This is a genomic window from Spirillospora sp. NPDC048911 (assembly GCF_043198015.1).
In the GTDB taxonomy this organism is placed as follows: Bacteria; Actinomycetota; Actinomycetes; order Streptosporangiales; family Streptosporangiaceae; genus Spirillospora.
Genome location: NZ_JBICUD010000009.1, coordinates 156,856 through 173,127 on the forward strand (window position 1 = coordinate 156,856; position 16,272 = coordinate 173,127).

15 protein-coding genes and 1 pseudogene are annotated in these 16,272 nt (G+C 72.4%); 10 read left to right on the forward strand and 6 right to left on the reverse strand.

Annotated elements, in window-relative coordinates:
- Nucleotides 1-4: 4 nt before the first annotated feature.
- Nucleotides 5-2,264, reverse strand: a pseudogene (locus ACGFNU_RS35565) (aconitate hydratase); the annotation flags it as partial.
- Complete coding sequence (locus ACGFNU_RS35570; protein WP_392600957.1) at nt 2,261-3,160, reverse strand: class II aldolase/adducin family protein; 900 nt, start codon at nt 3,158-3,160, stop codon at nt 2,261-2,263. The gene ACGFNU_RS35570 and the pseudogene ACGFNU_RS35565, both read right to left, overlap by 4 nt.
- Between ACGFNU_RS35570 and ACGFNU_RS35575 the strand changes: the two genes are divergently transcribed.
- Genes ACGFNU_RS35575 through ACGFNU_RS35585 form a run of 3 tightly spaced genes read left to right on the forward strand, consistent with a single transcriptional unit; the run spans nt 3,075 to nt 5,415 of the window.
- Nucleotides 3,075-3,677: a TetR/AcrR family transcriptional regulator gene (locus ACGFNU_RS35575; RefSeq protein WP_392600959.1), complete on the forward strand. Its 603-nt coding sequence runs from the start codon at nt 3,075-3,077 to the stop codon at nt 3,675-3,677. The genes ACGFNU_RS35570 and ACGFNU_RS35575 overlap by 86 nt on opposite strands.
- Complete coding sequence (locus tag ACGFNU_RS35580; protein ID WP_392600961.1) at nt 3,670-4,782, forward strand: alcohol dehydrogenase catalytic domain-containing protein; 1,113 nt, start codon at nt 3,670-3,672, stop codon at nt 4,780-4,782. The genes ACGFNU_RS35575 and ACGFNU_RS35580 overlap by 8 nt, the downstream gene beginning before the upstream one ends.
- Nucleotides 4,783-4,815: 33 nt before the next feature.
- The gene (locus ACGFNU_RS35585) at nt 4,816-5,415 is read left to right on the forward strand and encodes a TetR/AcrR family transcriptional regulator (protein ID WP_392600962.1); all 600 of its coding nucleotides are present in this window, start codon (nt 4,816-4,818) and stop codon (nt 5,413-5,415) included.
- On the opposite strand, the gene ACGFNU_RS35590 is transcribed toward ACGFNU_RS35585, so the two are convergent.
- On the reverse strand, nt 5,396-8,191 hold the full coding sequence (locus tag ACGFNU_RS35590; protein ID WP_392600963.1) for a BTAD domain-containing putative transcriptional regulator: 2,796 nt from the start codon (nt 8,189-8,191) through the stop codon (nt 5,396-5,398). The two genes, ACGFNU_RS35585 and ACGFNU_RS35590, sit on opposite strands and share 20 nt — an antisense overlap.
- A gap of 89 nt (nt 8,192-8,280) precedes the next feature.
- Here ACGFNU_RS35590 and ACGFNU_RS35595 point away from each other — a divergent pair, with 89 nt between their 5' ends.
- The 6 genes from ACGFNU_RS35595 to ACGFNU_RS35620 all read left to right on the forward strand — a co-directional run bounded on the left by ACGFNU_RS35595 (nt 8,281) and on the right by ACGFNU_RS35620 (nt 13,448).
- Entirely contained in the window at nt 8,281-8,835 is a 555-nt protein-coding gene (locus ACGFNU_RS35595; RefSeq protein WP_392600965.1) for a dihydrofolate reductase family protein, read from the forward strand.
- A 155-nt stretch (nt 8,836-8,990) separates the two neighbouring features.
- Nucleotides 8,991-10,652, forward strand: a complete 1,662-nt coding sequence (locus ACGFNU_RS35600; RefSeq protein ID WP_392600966.1) for an ATP-binding protein — start codon at nt 8,991-8,993, stop codon at nt 10,650-10,652.
- A gap of 133 nt (nt 10,653-10,785) precedes the next feature.
- Complete coding sequence (locus ACGFNU_RS35605) at nt 10,786-11,190, forward strand: roadblock/LC7 domain-containing protein (protein WP_392600967.1); 405 nt, start codon at nt 10,786-10,788, stop codon at nt 11,188-11,190.
- Entirely contained in the window at nt 11,187-11,549 is a 363-nt protein-coding gene (locus ACGFNU_RS35610; RefSeq protein ID WP_392600968.1) for a DUF742 domain-containing protein, read from the forward strand. Before ACGFNU_RS35605 ends, ACGFNU_RS35610 begins: the two co-directional genes overlap by 4 nt.
- Nucleotides 11,530-12,210 carry an ATP/GTP-binding protein gene (locus ACGFNU_RS35615; RefSeq protein WP_392600969.1) on the forward strand — a complete coding sequence of 227 codons (681 nt, stop codon included), beginning with the start codon at nt 11,530-11,532 and terminating at the stop codon, nt 12,208-12,210. Before ACGFNU_RS35610 ends, ACGFNU_RS35615 begins: the two co-directional genes overlap by 20 nt.
- Nucleotides 12,207-13,448: a cytochrome P450 gene (locus ACGFNU_RS35620; RefSeq protein WP_392600970.1), complete on the forward strand. Its 1,242-nt coding sequence runs from the start codon at nt 12,207-12,209 to the stop codon at nt 13,446-13,448. The genes ACGFNU_RS35615 and ACGFNU_RS35620 overlap by 4 nt, the downstream gene beginning before the upstream one ends.
- 67 nt (nt 13,449-13,515) lie before the next feature.
- Here the strand turns inward: ACGFNU_RS35620 and ACGFNU_RS35625 are convergent, their stop codons facing one another.
- Nucleotides 13,516-13,914: a winged helix-turn-helix transcriptional regulator gene (locus ACGFNU_RS35625; protein WP_392600971.1), complete on the reverse strand. Its 399-nt coding sequence runs from the start codon at nt 13,912-13,914 to the stop codon at nt 13,516-13,518.
- Nucleotides 13,915-14,009: 95 nt separating this feature from the next.
- Here ACGFNU_RS35625 and ACGFNU_RS35630 point away from each other — a divergent pair, with 95 nt between their 5' ends.
- Nucleotides 14,010-14,876: an SDR family oxidoreductase gene (locus ACGFNU_RS35630; protein ID WP_392600972.1), complete on the forward strand. Its 867-nt coding sequence runs from the start codon at nt 14,010-14,012 to the stop codon at nt 14,874-14,876.
- On the opposite strand, the gene ACGFNU_RS35635 is transcribed toward ACGFNU_RS35630, so the two are convergent.
- Complete coding sequence (locus ACGFNU_RS35635) at nt 14,871-15,326, reverse strand: universal stress protein (protein WP_392600973.1); 456 nt, start codon at nt 15,324-15,326, stop codon at nt 14,871-14,873. The genes ACGFNU_RS35630 and ACGFNU_RS35635 overlap by 6 nt on opposite strands.
- A gap of 131 nt (nt 15,327-15,457) precedes the next feature.
- On the reverse strand, nt 15,458-16,264 hold the full coding sequence (locus ACGFNU_RS35640; RefSeq protein WP_392600974.1) for an amidohydrolase family protein: 807 nt from the start codon (nt 16,262-16,264) through the stop codon (nt 15,458-15,460).
- Nucleotides 16,265-16,272 lie beyond the last annotated feature (8 nt).

Here is a 16,272-nt window from a genome sequence, read left to right on the forward strand (position 1 = left end):
CGCACGCGGGGACGACGCCCTCGTTGAGGGGTTCCAGCCCGGTGATGGAGACGACCTCCTCACCGGTGAGGCCGAGGGCGTCGGCGCTCTGGCCGTCCGTGAACTCCAGTGGCAGCACGCCCATGCCGACGAGGTTGGAGCGGTGGATGCGCTCGTAGGACTCGGCGATGACGGCCTTGACGCCGAGGAGGGCCGGGCCTTTGGCCGCCCAGTCCCGGGAGGAGGCGGTGCCGTAGGCGGCCCCGGCGATGACCACCGTGGGCACGCCCGCGCGCCGGCAGGCGGTGGCGGCCTCATAGATCGAGGTGATTCTGCCGCCGTCGAGGAAGTCGCGGGTGAAGCCGCCCTCCGTCCCGGGAGCGATCCGGACGTTGGCGAACGCGCCGCGCATCATGACCTCGTGATCGCCGCGGCGGGAGGCGTAGGTGTTGAAGCGGTTCCGGGGCACGCCGCGATCGGCGAGGTAACGCCCGGCGGGGCTGTCCGGCGGGATGGCCCCCGGGGGTGACATGTGGTCGGTGGTCACCATGTCACCGAGCTTGACCAGCACCCGGGCGCCGATGACGTCGGCGACGGGCGGCGGCCGGAGTTCCACGCCGTCCAGGTAGGGCGGGCGGCGCAGATAGGTGGACGACTCGTCCCAGGCGAAGGTGTCGCCTCCGGGCGCGTCCAGGAGCCGCCACCGGTCGTCGCCCCGGAACACGTCGGCGTAGGCGCGCCGGAACATGTCCGGCTCCAGGGACGCGGCGACGACGTCGCGTATTTCGTCATCGCCGGGCCAGACGTCGCGCAGGTAGACCGGCTCGCCGCCGGAACCGGTGCCGAGCGGTTCGGCCAGCAGGTCGATGTCCATGGTCCCGGCCATCGCGTAGGCGGCCACGAGCGGCGGCGAGGCGAGGTGGTTCAGCGCGACCTCGGGCTGGATGCGTCCCTCGAAGTTGCGGTTGCCCGACAGGACGGCGGCCACGTGCAGGCCGTGTTCGCGGACCGCCCGGGAGACCTCCTCCACCAGGGGCCCGGACGCGCCGATGCAGGTCATGCAGCCGAAGCCGGTCAGGTGGAAGCCGAGCGCCTCCAGATGGCGGGTGAGATCGGCCTTGGCGTAGTAGTCCATGACGACCCGGGAGCCGGGGGAGAGGGTCGTCTTGACCAGGGCTTCCGGGTCAGCCCCTTGGCGACCGCGTTCCTGGCCAGCAGCGCGGCGGCGATCATCACCGACGGGGTCGTGCCAGAGTCCCTGTTCCTTGGCGTAGGCCTCGACGAGCGCGATCTGGTCGTTGTCGCGGCCGGTGAAGCGCAGGTACCGGAGGGTCTCCGCGTCGATGGGGAACAGGCGCAGGTGGAGCCGTACTCGGGGCTCATGTTGGCGATGGTGACGCGGTCGGCGAGGGGCAGCGCGGTGACGCCCGGGCCGTGGAACTCCACGAACTTGGCGACCACCCCGTGCCCGCGCAGCAGCTCGGTGATGGTCAGCACCAGGTCGGTCGCGGTGGCGCCCGGCGGCAGTGCCCCGTCCAGGTGCACGCCGACCACGTCCGGCAAGGGCATGGCGATCGACTGCCCGAGCATCGCGGCTTCGGCCTCGATGCCGCCGATGCCCCATCCGAGGACGCCCAGCCCGTTGACCATCGTGGTGTGGGAGTCGGTGCCCAGGCAGACGTCGGGGAACGCCCAGCCGTCGCGGACCATCACCACCCGCGCGAGATACTCGACGTTGACCTGGTGCATGATGCCCGTGCCGGGCGAGACGACGGCGAAGTTCCGCAGGGCTTTCTGCCCCCACTTCAGGAACCGGTAGCGCTCCCGGTTGCGCTTGTACTCCAGCTCGGTGTTGAGCGCCGGCGCGTCCGGCCGGCCGAACACGTCGGCGATCACCGAGTGGTCCGCCACCAGCTCGGACGGCAGGAGCGGGTTCACCGCGGCCGGGTCACCGCCCAGGGCGGCCATGGCGTCCCGCATGGCGGCCAGATCCGCAGGACCGGCACGCCGTTGGTGTCATGCAGGAAGATCCGGGCGGGACGCAGTTGCACCACCTGCCGAGCGGGCCGTTCCGGGCGCCAGTCCAGGAGCGCCCGGACGCGGTCGGTGGAGGCGTCGCCGTCCTGGTGGCGCAGCAGGTTCTCCAGCACGATCTTCAGGCTGTACGGCAGGTGGGCCGGGGCGATGCCGGCGAGGCGATGGATGTGCAGCCGCCTGTCGCCGACGCGCAGTGTCGTGCGGGTGCCGAAAGCGTCATGGCCGGAGGCGACCGGTGAGGCGCTCATGAATCCGCCTCGCTGAGGCCGAGCGTCTCGGCCGCGTCGTCGATCCCGCACTCGCGGGCCAGACGGCCCAGATCACGCCGGGTCCTGGCCGGAAGGGCGACGCCGGTGTGCTCGGCGGAACGGGCGTTGCGGTCCTCGATCTCACCCGGATAGAAGACCTCGTCGAGGTGGCCGCGCAGCAGCAGCCACAGGCGGGCGGTCTCCTCCAATTCCTCGATGATGTCGGCGGCGCCCGCCAGGTCGGCACCGGCCACCACCGGGCCGTGATTGGCCAGCAGGAAGGCGTGGGAGGTGGCGGCCGTCCGTTCGGCGAGCGGCTCCAGCGCCGGATCACCCGGAGCGTGGTACGGCAGGACGGGCAACCGGCCGACCCGCATCGCGTAGTAGGCCGTCAGCGGGGGCAGCGCGTCATGGGCGTCGACCTCGGCGTGGCACGAGACGGCGACCGAGTGGGTGCCGTGCAGGTGGATCACGGCACCCGCGCCAGGCCGGGCACGGTAGACGGCGGCGTGCAGGGACGCCTCCTTGGACGGGCGCGGCCCGGACAGCCGGGGCCCGTCCAGGCCGACCAGGGACAGCCTGTCTGAAGTCAGCGACCCCAGCGACCTGCCGGTCGGCGTGCAGAGGAACCCCTCGTCCACGCGGACGCTGAGGTTGCCGGTGCGGCCGTGCGTCAGCCCCCGCGCGAACTGGAGTCGGCCAGCTCCAGGGCGTCGGGAATATGGACGCGCACTCCTTCCGTCTATAACGCTCGTTATAATCGCAGGCCACGAGAGGGTATAACGCACGTCATAACCAGGGGGGATAAGGGTGGCGCAGAGCGCGGGCACGTCCCGGCAGCGGATCGTCGTCGGTGCCGCCGATCTGATCAGGCGGCGAGGGCTGGCGGGCAGCACGGTCCGCGAGCTCGCCGCGCATTCGGGGGCGCCGCTGGGGTCGACCTACCACTACTTCCCGCGGGGGAAGCAGCAGCTGGCCGCCGAGGCGGTGCGCTTCGCGGGCGATCTGGTGTCGACGACGCTGGAACGCGAGCTGGCGGCAGGGCCGGTCGCCGGGTTGCGCGCGTTCCTGGCGCTCTGGCGGCGGACGGTCATCGACAGCGACTTCCAGGCGGGCTGCCCGGTACTGGCGGTCGCGGTGGAGGAGCCGCCCGCCGAGGGCGCCGCCGAGGCCGTCGACGCCGCCGCCGACGTCTTCACAGCCTGGGAAAGGCTTCTGGCGGGCTCGCTATGTGAGCACGGCGTGGACGCCCCTGCCGCCGCCGAACTGGCGACGTTGATCGTGGCCTCGGTCGAAGGAACGGTCGCGATGTGCCGGGCCAAACGCGACATCGCACCTCTCGACCACGTCGCCACCCGGCTGGAGCACATCATCGAGAACGCGACACGGAGGGACGGCGGTACCGATGCGTGAGCTGGTGTTCGTGCGCAGCGGACGGCTGGCGTGGCGGGAACGCCAAGACGCGGTGCTGGCCGACCCCGGGGACGCGATCGTGCGGCCCTTCGTCGCCGGTCGCTGCGACGGTGACTCCCTGCCGATCCACCGGCCCGTGTCGCGGGCGATGCAGGCCGGGATGATGCTCGGAGCGATCGATCCCGTCGTGGCGGGCATCTGCGGCAACGTCCCGTTCAAGGGCCCCTTCGCCATCGGGCATGAATGCGTCGCCCAGGTCGTCGCCGTCGGCTCGCAGGTCAGTGGCGTGCGCGTCGGGCAGACGGTCGTCGTGCCATGGGCGGTCTCCTGCGGCTCGTGCCATCGTTGCGAACGCGGGCTGACCTCCACCTGCGCCACCACGACGGCCCTCAGCGGCGGGCGAACGCTGGCGGCGTTCGGGTTCGGGACGGCGAGCGGCCCGTGGGGCGGCATGATCGCCGATCGGCTCCGCGTGCCGTTCGCCGACCACATGCTCGTGCCCGTCCCGTCCGGTGTCCCGCCGCTGCGGGTCGCGGCGGCCGCCGACAACCTCGCCGACGCCTGGCGCAGTGTCGTGCCGCCGCTCCGCGAGAGGGAGGGCGGATCGGTGCTGATTCTGGGCGGCGGCGCCAAGAGCATCGGCCTGTACGCCGCCGGCCTGGCCGTCGAGCACGGGGCGAGCGTCGTCGATTACCTGGACGACGACCCCGGACGCAGGGAGATCGCCGCGTCCCTCGGTGCCCGTGCTCGTCCCCTCTCGGCGCCGGGCCGCAGGTACGACATCGCCGTGGAGGCCACGTCCCGCGCCCGGGGGTTGCGTCGCGCCGTGAGCGCGCTGGCGCCAGGCGGGCTGTGCACCGCGGTCGGCTACTACGTGGGCTCCTGCACCGGTGTTCCGCTGATGCGCATGTACGCCACCGGCGCCACCCTCCGCCTGGGCGTCTCCCACGTCCGCGCGGTCCTGCCCGACCTGCTGGCCTTTGTCGAACGCACCGGTTTCCCCGCCGAACGGGTCACCACCCTGGCCGCCGACTGGAACGACGCCCCCACCGCCTACGCCGCCCGCACGACCAAGGTCGTGCTGCATCGCGATCCCGTCAACTGAGACGGTCCGTCTCGTTGGGGCTATGCTCGGCGTATGTCCGATGAGAGGGCGCCGGACCGTTCCCGGCGCAGCGAGCGGTCCCGGCAGGCGATCCTCGAGGCGACCCGCGCGCTGATCTCCGAGGTCGGATACCGGAAGGTCGCGATCGAGGCCATCGCCGCCAGGGCCGGCGTCGGCAAGCAGACGATCTACCGGTGGTGGCCGTCCAAGGGGGCGGTGATCTTCGATTCCTTTCTGGCGCTCAGCGAGAACGCCGGGGGAGCGGGCATCACGCTGCCCGACACCGGTGACGTCGAGGCCGACCTCAAGCACGTCATGCGCGCGACGGCCGCCGAGTTCGCCGATCCGGCCTTCGAGAAGCCGATCCGCGCGCTCAACGCCGAGATCGTCGACGATCCCGACCTCGCCGCCCAGTACCGCGAGCGGCTGGCCCGGCCCGTGGACGAGGCGAAGAAGGAGCGCCTGCGCAGCGCGCAGCGGGCGGGCCAGCTCGCCGCGGACGCCGACCTCGATCTGGTCCTCGAAGTGCTCTACGCACCGCTGTTCCAGCGGTGGCTGCACCGCACCGGTCCTCTCACCGCCGAGTACGCCGACTCTCTCGTCGACATCACCCTCAGAGCGTTCCGCCCTTGAGACGGAAGGCGTCGGCGGTGGACTCGTCGATGGTCGCCAGCTGGGCGTGGGTCTGGTCGACGGCGGAAGAACCGAGATCGTCGAACAGGACATGGGCGTCGTCCCACTGCTCACGGGCGGCCGCGTGGTCTCCCGCGAGATGGTGGCAGGCGCCGAGGTGGGCGAGCGTGCTGGCCTCGGCGTACGGGTCGTCGAACTCCCGGAACAGGTCCAGGGCCTGGCGGTAGCAGGGGGCCGCCCCCGAGTGGTCGCCCATCTGGAGGCGGGTGTCGGCCAAGCATGACCAGGCGTGCGCCTCGTGGGCGCGGTTGCCGAGCTTCTGGTGCAGGACCAGCGCCCGCTCGCACAACTCCAGTGCCCGGCCGTGGTCTCCCAGACGGCCGTGATACCAGCCCACGTCCGTGAGCGCGATGGCCTGCCCGGCCTCGTCGCCCAGCCGCTCGAACAGGTCGTGGGCCTGGCGGGCGGCGTCGAGCGCGTCGGCCTCCCGGCCCTGGAGGGCGTACACGATGTCGCGGCGGTAGTGCGTCCACGCCTGGCCGGCGAGGTCGTCGCGTGATCGTTCCAGGGCGAGGCCGAGGTTGCGGTGGGCCTCGTCGAAATGGCCCAGGTCGGCAAGAGCGAAGGCCAGATTGCGGTACGCGCGGGACTGTTCCATCGCGTCGCCCAGCCGTTCGGCGGCTGCCACTGCCGCACGCTGGGTCTCGGCCCGGTCGTGCCAGTGGCCCCGCCCATGCAGGAACACGAACAGCGCCCGTGCCAAGCGGCAGACCTGCCGGTCAAGGCCCAGGTCCGCGGCGAGCACCAGGGCGGCGAGCAGGGAGGGGCGCTCGGCCGTGAACCAGGCCATGGCCTCGTCGCGTCCGGCGAAGTCGTCGACATGGACGCCGGGGCTTGGCGGGGCGGGGGCGGCCGATTCGATGTCGCCGTCCGCTTCTCCGCCGAGCCGCTGTTGCGCCGCATAGGCGGTGTGGACGTAGTGGTCCACGATGCGGTGCCTCGCGGCGTCAGCGTCGGTGTCGTCGGCCTGGCAGAGTTCGGCGGCGTAGGCGCGCAGCAGGTCGTGGCAGGCATAGCGGCCCGGAGCATGCTCGGTGAGCAGGTTGGCGCGGGTCAGTTCGGCCAGCGGTGCCCGTACCCGCGAGATCGGGACGCCCGCCAGGCTGGCGGCGGTGGCGAGCGTGCCGTCGGGACCGGGGTGCAGCCCGGCGACCAGCCGGAACAGCCGCGCCGCCGCCGCCCCGAGCGTCCGGTAGGACCACGAGAAGATCGCCCGCACGTCGGCGGTGCCCTCCAGCGCGCCGAGGGCGTCGCCGAGCTCGGCCGCGAGCGCGCCGAGCGGATGTGCCGGCTGGATCGCGGCACGGGCGGCGACGATCGCCAGCGCCAGCGGCAGCCCGGCGCAGCGCCGGACGATCTCCTCGGCGGCCGCGGGGGCGGCGGCGATCCGGTCGTGGCCGAGACGCGCGGCCAGCAACCCCATGGCCTCGGCCGGCGGCAGCAGGCCGAGCGTCAGCGGCCGCGCGCCGTAGGTCATCACCAGCCCGGCCAGGTGATCGCGGCTGGTGATGACCACCAGGCAGCCGGGGGCGCCCGGCAGCAGCGGAGCGACCTGGCCGGCGTCCCGGGCGTTGTCCAGCACCACCAGCATGCGCCGGCCGGCCAGCAGAGTGCGGTAGAGCCCGGCCTGCGCGGCCTGGCCGTCCGGGATCTCGTGCGGCGGGACGCGCAGCGCGCCGAGGAACTCGCGGATGGCGGCCGACGGCGTCACGGGCGCCGCCGCCGGGTCGTATCCGCGCAGATCGATGCAGAGCTGGCCGTCCGGGAAGCGGTCGGCGGCCCCGTGCGCCCAGTGCACGGCGAGCGTGGTCTTCCCGACTCCGGCCGTGCCCGCGATCACCGCGATCATCGGCGACCGGGACTCCGTCGTGTCAGATGGGCCGAGCAACGCCTCCAGCGCCGCCAGCTCGGCCTCCCGCCCGGCGAAACCGCTGGCGGCGGCGGGCAACTGCCTTGGCACGACGCGTTCGCCGGGCGGCGAGCCGCCGGTGAGCAGTTCGACGTGAACCTGCCGGAGTTCGGGACCTGGATCGGTGCCCAGTTCCTCGGCGAGCCGGCGCCGGATCGTCTCGTACCGCTCCAGCGCCTCGGCGGGCCGGCCGGCCGATTCCAGGAGCCGCAGCAGGCGCAGCCAGAGCGATTCCCGCAGCGGATGCCGCTCGGACAGATCGGACAGGGTGGACAACTCGGCCGGACCGGGTCGTGCTCGTCCTGAAAGGTCCAGGTCGATCCGCCGCTCCAGCGCTGTCAGGTACCGCTCCTGCAGCGCGGGGGCCACGGACCGCTCCAGCCAGTCCGAACGGATCCCGTCGAAGGGGTCGCCGCGCCACAGCGCCAGCGCTGCGGCGAGCGTGGACCGCTCGGCCGCCCGGTCCGACGCCGCGGCGGCCTCATCGAGCAGGCGGCCGAAGCGGAGCGCGTCCACGCCGTCCGGCTCGGCGGCCAGCAGGTAGCCGCCGGGCCGGGCCACGATCAGCCGCTCCCCGGCGGCTCCCAGGGCGCGGCGCAGCCGTTTGACGTTCGTCCGGACGTTCGCCCGCGGGTCGCCGCCCGCGTCCGTGCCCCACACCGCCGTCGCCAGCCTGTCGGTGAGGACGGCATGACCTGCCGACATCGCGAGCACGGCCAGCAGGGCGCGCAGCCGTCCGGCCGGCAGCTCGACCGGCCGCCCAGACACCGCGACGCGCAGCGGCCCGAGCAGATCGACGGTCAGCACGCGGACGCCCCCTTCTTTCACCGGACTGACACAACTCTGCCACCGCCCGTTCGCCAAGCTGGCGGACATCGATATCACAGGAGGTCACAGTGGCTAAGACGGTGCTCGACATGTCCATGTCGGTCGACGGGTACATCGCCGATCCCGACGACTACCTCGGCGGCGAGGACGGCGAGCGGCTGCACAAGTGGGCCGACGCGGACAAGGAGCCGGTCAGGCACTTCGTCGCCGAATGGACAGCGGCCGGCGCGGTCGTCGCGGGACGGCGGACCGCCGAGCTCATGGACCACTGGGGCGGCGATCACGACGGTCTCCCGATCTTCGTGCCCAGTCACCGGCCGCCCGGCCCGGCCGCCCGCTGGGGCTATCCGCTGGTGACGTACGTGAGCGACGGCATCGAGAGCGCGATGGCACAGGCGAAGGACGCCGCGCAAGGCCGGGACGTGCAGGTGCGCGGCGCCTACACGGGACGACGGGCGCTCGAGGCGGGGGTGCTGGACGAGATCCAGATCCACGTGGTCCCGGTGCTGCTCGGCCGCGGCCACCGGCTGTTCGACGTTCTGCCCTCGGAGCTGGAGCTGGAGATCGTCCGGGTCATCGACACGCCGGAGGCCACCCACATCCGCTACCTCGTCCGCTACTGAGGGGTAGATCTGTGATTGATCGGAACTTTTGCGTAACTACCTGTGCGCACGAGCGTTATGGTGCATCCTTAACACGCCTTATTCCGTTATGGGCGCCGTGCGACGGATCGGGGGGTCCTGCGCGCCGGTAGCCAACGTTCACAAGGACACGATGGATGGCAGCACAAGCAGGTCGGCCGGGCGTCGAGCGCCGCGCGCTGGAACGCGCGCTCTGGATCTGGCTGGCCGTGGCGATCGTCGTCGGCGGCGCCTGGCTGGGAACGCTCCTGGCGGTGGACGAGGGGTCGCGCACGCTGGTCGCCGTGGGCGGTGGCGCGGCCGTGCTGGCCGTCAGCCTGGCCATCGGGGCCGCGGCCTACTACGCCCAGTGCGCCAAGGGATTCCGTAGCCGGCTGTCCCGGGTGGAGAACGAGAGCGGCCGGCTGGAGCGCAGGCTTCAGGAGCTGCTCGACGGCCCGCTCCCCGCGCTGATCGCACGGCTCCACGACGGGGCGGCGCCGGACGTCGAGTCCCTGGCCACCAGGGCCGCGCCCGACCACCTGCTGGGCCGGCTGGTGCACGTGGTGGCGGAGGGCGTCGCCGCGAGCGAGCGCCGCGCGGCCCAGACCAGGGCCGAGCTGAACGTCCTGGAAGGCGAGATCGAGCGGCTTGCCGACGCGACGCTGCCCACCATGACCAAGCGCATCCGCGGCGACCGCGCGTCGGCGGCGGCCGTGCTGGCCGAGGTCGCGACGCCCTCGCACCCGGCGGTGGAACGGCTGCTGCGCGACCTCGCCGACGACCTCGCCGCGGGCGAGCGCACCCGGGCGTCGGCCATGGCGGCCAGCGCGAGCGCGGCGGCGCGGATCCAGGCGCAGACCACCCGCATGCTCGCCCAGCTGCGGGAACTGGAGGACCAGTACAACGAGGACGAGGTCTTCGGCGACCTGCTCGACCTCGACCACCACGTCTCCCAGATGGGCCGCCTGGCCGACAGCATCGCGCTGCTCAGCGGCGGGCGCACGGGACGGCGCTGGACCAAGCCCATCGGGCTGGAGAGCATCATCCGCGGCGCCATGGGCCGGATCGCCTCCTACCAGCGCGTCCAGTACCACTCGACCAGCACCGCCGCCGTCGCGGGGTTCGCGGCAGAAGGCGTCATGCACGTGCTCGCCGAGCTGATGGACAACGCCGCCAACTTCTCCCCGCACGGCACCGCCGTGCACGTCTACGCCGAGGAAGAGGGCGCCGGGATCGTCGTCACGATCGAGGACAGCGGCCTGGGGATGCGGCAGCGCGAACGCGAGCGCGCCGAGCGGCTGGTCTCCGAGGCCGCCGACCTGACGTCGCTTCCAGGGACCCGGCTGGGGCTGGCAGTGGTCGGCCGGCTGGCGGGCAAGCACGGCCTGAGCGTCAACTTCCGGCCGTCCTCGCGCGGCGGCGTCGGCGTGGTCGTCCTGATCCCGCGCCCGCTCATCAGCCACTCCTCCGACGACGCGGCCAGAGGGACCCTGTCGGAGTCCCTCCAGAGCGCGCCCAGGGGCATCCCGTTGCCCGCCCGCGAACCCGCCACGGCCGGTGCGGCGGCGGCGCCGGACGCGGGCGACTCCGACGAGTCGTACCTGCCCAAACGCCGCCGCGGCGCCACGCTCACCGGGACGGTCGGGCAGCAGGCGGCGCCCGCTCCCAAGCCCCGCGATCCGGGGGCGCGGTTCGCGGCGTTCCGCGAGTCCGCCTCGGGGCGCCGGCAGCCGGCCGGCGACGACGCGAGCAGTGCCCCGGCCGATCCCGCGGCCGGTTCCGAACCCAGTACGTCCGCCAAAGACCCCGATCAGTAGGGCCCATGGCCTGGCGGCCCGTCCGGCGGACGGGCCGCGGCGCGACCGGTCCCGGCATCCTCGTCCGGACCGCAGGATCGACAGATAGGAGGCAGGGGCGCGCAGCCGCGGCGGGCGCCGCCCCGTGATCTCGATGAGCACCGATGAGCGCCAACTCGATTGGCTCCTGGCATCCCTCGTGGAGCGGGCCCCCGGCATCCAGCACGTCCTCGTGCTGTCGCGGGACGGTCTGCAGATCTGCCACACCCCCCAGCTGGACGACGACAAGGCCGACCAGCTCGCGGCCATCGCCTCGGGAATCCAGAGCCTGTCCCTGACCGCCTCCCACGAGTTCGGCAGCGGCGTCGGCGCCGGCCAGTCGATGGTGGAGTTCGCGGGCGGGCTGCTGCTCATCATCCCGGCCGGCGAGGGGGCGCACCTGGCGGTCGTGGCCCACGAGGACGCCGACGTCGGCCTGGTCGGGCACAGCATGAGCGAGCTGGTGGAGCAGATCGGCGGCTATCTGACCGCCGCGCCGCGCACCGCCACGCCGACATGAACCTGCGCGCCCTCGGCAACGAGGAGCCCGACCGGCTCTACACCGTGACCGGTGGCCGCAGCCGGATCGACGACGCCGGCCTCGACCTCGTCACGCTGGTCATCGCCGAGAACGACCCGGCGCCCGGCATGCAGTCCGAGCACGTCACGATCCTGCGGCTGTGCCGCCGTGAGCCGGTGGCGGTGGTCGAGCTGTCCTCCCATCTGAGGCTGCCGGTGAGCGTGGTGAAGATCCTGCTGCTCGACCTGCGCGACACCGGTCACATCACCGTCCGCCATCCGACCTCGGCCACCGCGACGACCCACCTGGCCGACCTGGAAACGTTGAAGCAGGTGCTCGTTGGACTCGAAGACCTCTGACCGGGCGGCGGCACCCGGAGCCGCCGGCGCGCCGGCCGGTGCCGCGGGCGGCGTGCCGCTCCGCGCCACCGTCCGGGACGCGCTGAAGATCGTGGTCGTGGGCGGATTCGGCGTCGGGAAGACCACCATGGTCGGCTCGGTCTCCGAGATCCGCCCGCTGAGCACCGAGGAGGTCATGACGAAGGCAGGGGTCGGCATCGACGACCCCAGCCGCGTCGCCGACAAGCGGACCACCACGGTCGCGTTCGACTTCGGCCGGATCTCGCTGGACGAGCACCGCGTGCTGTACCTGTTCGGCGCGCCCGGCCAGGAGCGGTTCTGGTTCATCTGGGACCAGCTGTTCTCCGGCAGCCTGGGCGCGGTGGTGCTGGTCGACACGCGCCGCCTGGCCGACTCGTTCTACCCGCTCGACCGGCTGGAGCACCACAAGATGCCGTTCGTGGTGGCGGTCAACCGGTTCGACGGCCCGGAGCCGCAGCCGTCGCTGGACCGGGTCCGCGACGCGCTGTCGCTGCCCGCGGACGTCCCGCTGGTCGACTGCGACGCCCGGCTCAAGGACTCCTGCAAGAACGTGCTGATCACGCTCGTCCGGCACCTCACCACGCTCCATGATCCCGCCGCACTCCATGACTCCGCCGCACTCGAGGAGGCCGCGCAGTGACCGACGAGAACGTCCGGCCGCCCGTGGACGAGGACGCCGTCCGCTTGTACGGGGAAGAGTTCGACCAGCGGCCGAAGGACTTCTTCCAGCGGATGCGGAGCGAGCACGGGCCCGTCGTGCCCGTCCTCCTCGAAGGCGACATCCCCGCCTGGTACGTGATCGGGTACCGGGAGGTCAACCACGTCACCGGCAACCCCGGCATGTTCGCCCGCGACACCCGCCGCTGGAACGCCTGGGACATGGTCCCCGAGAACTGGCCGCTGCTGCCGTTCGTCGGCTGGAACCCGTCGGTGCTGCTCGCCGAGGGGGAGGAGCACCAGCGGCGCAGCGCGGCGATCAGCGACGCGCTGGACGCCGTGGACCGCACCGAACTGGGCAACGGCTGCGAGCGCATCGCCGACGAGCTGATCGACGGGTTCGCCGGGGCCGGTGAGGCCGATCTGATCAGCCAGTTCGCGGACCGGCTCCCACCGCTGGTGATGGCGAAGCTCTTCGGCGTTCCCGACGCCGAGGTGCCCGACATGATCCGGGACATCCAGTACGTGGCGGGCTCGGACGAGAACGCCATCCCGGCGCATCAGCGGCTCCAGGAGATGACGCGCAGGCTGGCCGAGGCCCGCAGGTCGCGGCCCGGGCCGGACGTCACGTCCCGGCTGCTGGAGCATCCCGCGAACTACAGCGTGGACGACCTGGTCAACGACCTGCTGATCATGATGAGCGCCGGGCACCTGCCGACCGGCCACTGGATCGGCAACGCGCTGCGGCTGATGCTGGTCGACGAGCAGTTCGCCGTGACGCTCCAGGGCGGCCGCGGCAGCGTCGTGCAGGCGCTCAACCAGGTGCTGTGGGAGGACACGCCGTCCCAGAACAACATCGGCCGCTTCGCCGTGCACTCCTGCGAGCTGGCCGGACGCAAGGTCCGTCCCGGTGACATGCTGATCCTGGGGTGGGCCGCGGCCAACGCCGACCCGCAGGTACAGCCCACGGCGCACGGTGCCGGCGCCGGCAACCGCGCCCACCTGTCGTTCGGGCACGGCGACCACGGCTGCCCGTTCCCCGCGCCGGAGCTCGCCGAGGTCATCGCGAGGACGGCGGTCGAGGTGCTGCTCGACCGGCTGCCCGACATCGAGCTCGCGGTCAAGCCCGACGAGCTCCTGTGGCTCCCGTCGTTCTGGGTCCGCCGCCTGGCCGCCCTGCCGGTCACGTTCAGCCCCGCCGCCGCCTCCCACCGAGGCTGACCCGGCTCCGCGAACCGGTGAGGCGGCCCGGGGCCGGCCGCCTCACGGTGGTTGGGGCCGGCCCCGGTCACGTCTTCGCCGCGTCGTACTCCTCGCGCGCCTTCTGGACCGCCGCCATGCGCCGCTCGGTCCACTGGGAGAGATCGCGGATCTGCTCGGCGGCCTCGCGGCCGAGGCCGGTGAGGGAATAGTCCACGCGGGGCGGGATCACGGGCTTGGCGTCGCGGTGGACCATGCCATCGCGTTCGAGGGTCTGCAGGGTCTGGGCCAGCATTTTCTCGCTCACCCTGCCGATCTCCCGGCGCAGCTCGCTGAAGCGGTACGAGCGGTCGAGCAGCGCGATGAGGATCAGCGCGCCCCAGCGGCTCGTGACATGCTCCAGGACGAGGCGGTGGGGGCAGATCCCGTCGCCGTCGGCGGCGTTCCGCAGGCGTTCCGCGAGCGTCGTCGTCTCACTTACCTTCACACCAGTACCTTACTTTGAAGTGGGTACTTTCAGAAGAGTTAGCCGCCTCCTAGGTTGAGTGACGTAGAGCGACCCCATAAAGGAGATGCCACACCATGAGCATTGTCGTCACCGGCGCCACCGGGAACCTCGGCCGACTCGTCATCGAGGGCCTGGTGGAGAAGGTCCCGGCCGATCAGATCACCGCCGTCGTCCGCGGCGAGGAGAAGGCCGCCGGCCTCGCGGCCCGCGGCGTGAAGATCGCGATCGCCGACTACAACGCCCCCGAGACCTTCGTCGGCCTGTTCTCCGCCGGCGACAAAGTGCTGCTGATCTCGGGCAACGAGTTCGACAAGGGCCGAGTCGGCCAGCACAAGGTCGTCCTGGCCGCCGCGAGGCAGGCCGGGGTCGCCCTGCTCGCCTACACCAGCGCCCTCGGCTCTCTGACCTCCTCCCTCGCCGACGATCACAGGGACACCGAGGCGGCGATCCTGGAGTCCGGCCTGCCCTACGTCCTGCTGCGCAACGGCTGGTACAGCGAGAACTACACCGGGCAGCTGGCCCCAGTGCTCCAGTACGGCGCCGTCACCCAGGCCGCGGGCCAGGGCCGCATCGCCTCCGCCGCCCGTGCCGACTACGCCGCCGCCGCGGTCGCCGTGCTCACGGGCGAGGGGCACCAGAACAAGATCTACGAGCTGAGCGGCGACACCGCCTGGAGCTTCGCCGAGTACGCGGCCGAGCTGAGCAGGCAGACCGGCCGGGAGATCGGCTACAACGCCATCTCCGCCGAGGACTACACCGCCATGCTGTCCGGCGCCGGGGTCCCGGAGCCGCTCGCGGCGATCCTGGCCGGCGTGGAGGTCGCCATCGAGAAGGGCGAGCTGGCCGGCACCAGCGGCGACCTCTCCCGGCTGGCCGGGCGGCCCACTACGCCGATCGCCGACTCCATCGCCGTCGCATTGAAGAACTCGGCCGCGTCATAGCTCGGCGGCGAGTGGTTCCTGTGCGCTCACGCCATGGTCGGCGCAGACGATGACCTCGCAGGGCGAGTCGCGCAGGACGCCCGGCACGGTGCCACCGCCCAGCGGGCTGCCGCCGTCGGAACGCACACGTGCTCCGATGACGAGCAGTTCGGAGTGTGCGGAGGCCCCCACCAGCGTCATGGCGGGCTCACCTTCGAGGACGCGCAAACGGGTCGTCCGGTGCTGCGACACCGGAATCGTGTGCGCGACGAGTTCTCGCAGCCGCAGCCACTCCGCCGCGACGCGCCACGCCGGCCGGCCGCGGCCGGCCGGCGGCGCGAGCACCCGCACGACCTTGAGCTGCGCGTGCCGCCGCTCGGCCTCCGCGGCCGCCCTGCGCAGGGCGGCGATCGAATTCGGTGACCCGTCGACCCCGACGATCACGCTCCGCCTGTCCGGCCTGACGTGCATGGACGCCTCCTTCGTTCACCCTCCACTCTGGGGCTCCGGGCACGTCCCGCCGTAGTGCCGAGCGGCCCGATCGAACGGGACCTTCGGCCCTGATCGGGTGCCGGTCTCCGCCGTGAGATCGGCGGTTTCGCTCAGCGGAGTTCCGACTGGAGACGCTGGGCGTTGCCGTGTTCGATGGCCGTGCGCGTGCCGGGTGACAGGGTTCGCAGCCGTGCGAGGCCCGTCTCGGCGCGGATCGCCACGTTGGGGGCGTCCGAGCCGAAGAGGAAGCGGTCCGGGCGGGCCTCCAGTTCGGCGTCCGGCAGCGCGACCGGGTCGTCGATGACCGGTGTCAGGTCGGCGTGGACGTTCGGGTGCGCGGCGACGAGCGCGAGCGCCGCGGCGGTGGACGGGTGCGCGGTGTGCGCGATGATCAGCGGGGCGCCGGGATGCCGCCGGGCGATCCGCGCCAGGGACGCCAGTTCGGTGGCGTGCGTCCGGCCGGTGACGTCGTGGCCTACATGGACGACGGTGGGGAGGCATCGGCGCTCGACCAGCCGCCACAGGGCGTCGAGGCGCGCGTCGTCGGCGCTGAAGCCGCCCACCGAACAGTGCAGCTTGAGCACGCGCAGCCCGAGAACGTCGAGTGCCGTGCCGACGACGCGTTCGGGATCGTCGTCGCCCGGATGCGCGGTGGCGCCGCCCACGATGCGGACGCCGGGATGGGGCGACGCCTGCGCCAGCGCCGCGCTGGCCTCGTTCAGGCCCTCCGCGACACCGGGCTTGTGGGCGTACGGCAGATTCCACACCTCGCCGATCCCGGCCTCCGCGTGGGCGGCCAGGACGGTCGCGTGGTCGTTGGGATAGGCCAGCTCGAGGGGGAGATGCCGGAGGAAGAAATCGCGCACCTTCGCACCGAGCCGGCCCGGCAGCAGATGGACGTGCGCGTCAACGATCATCGTGGGCG

Coding starts and splice junctions, on each gene's coding strand:
- ACGFNU_RS35630 (WP_392600972.1), top strand. CDS start 14,010: ATGAGCATTGTCGTCACCGGCGCCACCGGGAACCTCGGCCGACTCGTC.
- ACGFNU_RS35635 (WP_392600973.1), bottom strand. CDS start 15,326: ATGCACGTCAGGCCGGACAGGCGGAGCGTGATCGTCGGGGTCGACGGG.
- ACGFNU_RS35585 (WP_392600962.1), top strand. CDS start 4,816: ATGTCCGATGAGAGGGCGCCGGACCGTTCCCGGCGCAGCGAGCGGTCC.
- ACGFNU_RS35600 (WP_392600966.1), top strand. CDS start 8,991: ATGGCAGCACAAGCAGGTCGGCCGGGCGTCGAGCGCCGCGCGCTGGAA.
- ACGFNU_RS35610 (WP_392600968.1), top strand. CDS start 11,187: ATGAACCTGCGCGCCCTCGGCAACGAGGAGCCCGACCGGCTCTACACC.
- ACGFNU_RS35580 (WP_392600961.1), top strand. CDS start 3,670: ATGCGTGAGCTGGTGTTCGTGCGCAGCGGACGGCTGGCGTGGCGGGAA.
- ACGFNU_RS35605 (WP_392600967.1), top strand. CDS start 10,786: ATGAGCACCGATGAGCGCCAACTCGATTGGCTCCTGGCATCCCTCGTG.
- ACGFNU_RS35640 (WP_392600974.1), bottom strand. CDS start 16,264: ATGATCGTTGACGCGCACGTCCATCTGCTGCCGGGCCGGCTCGGTGCG.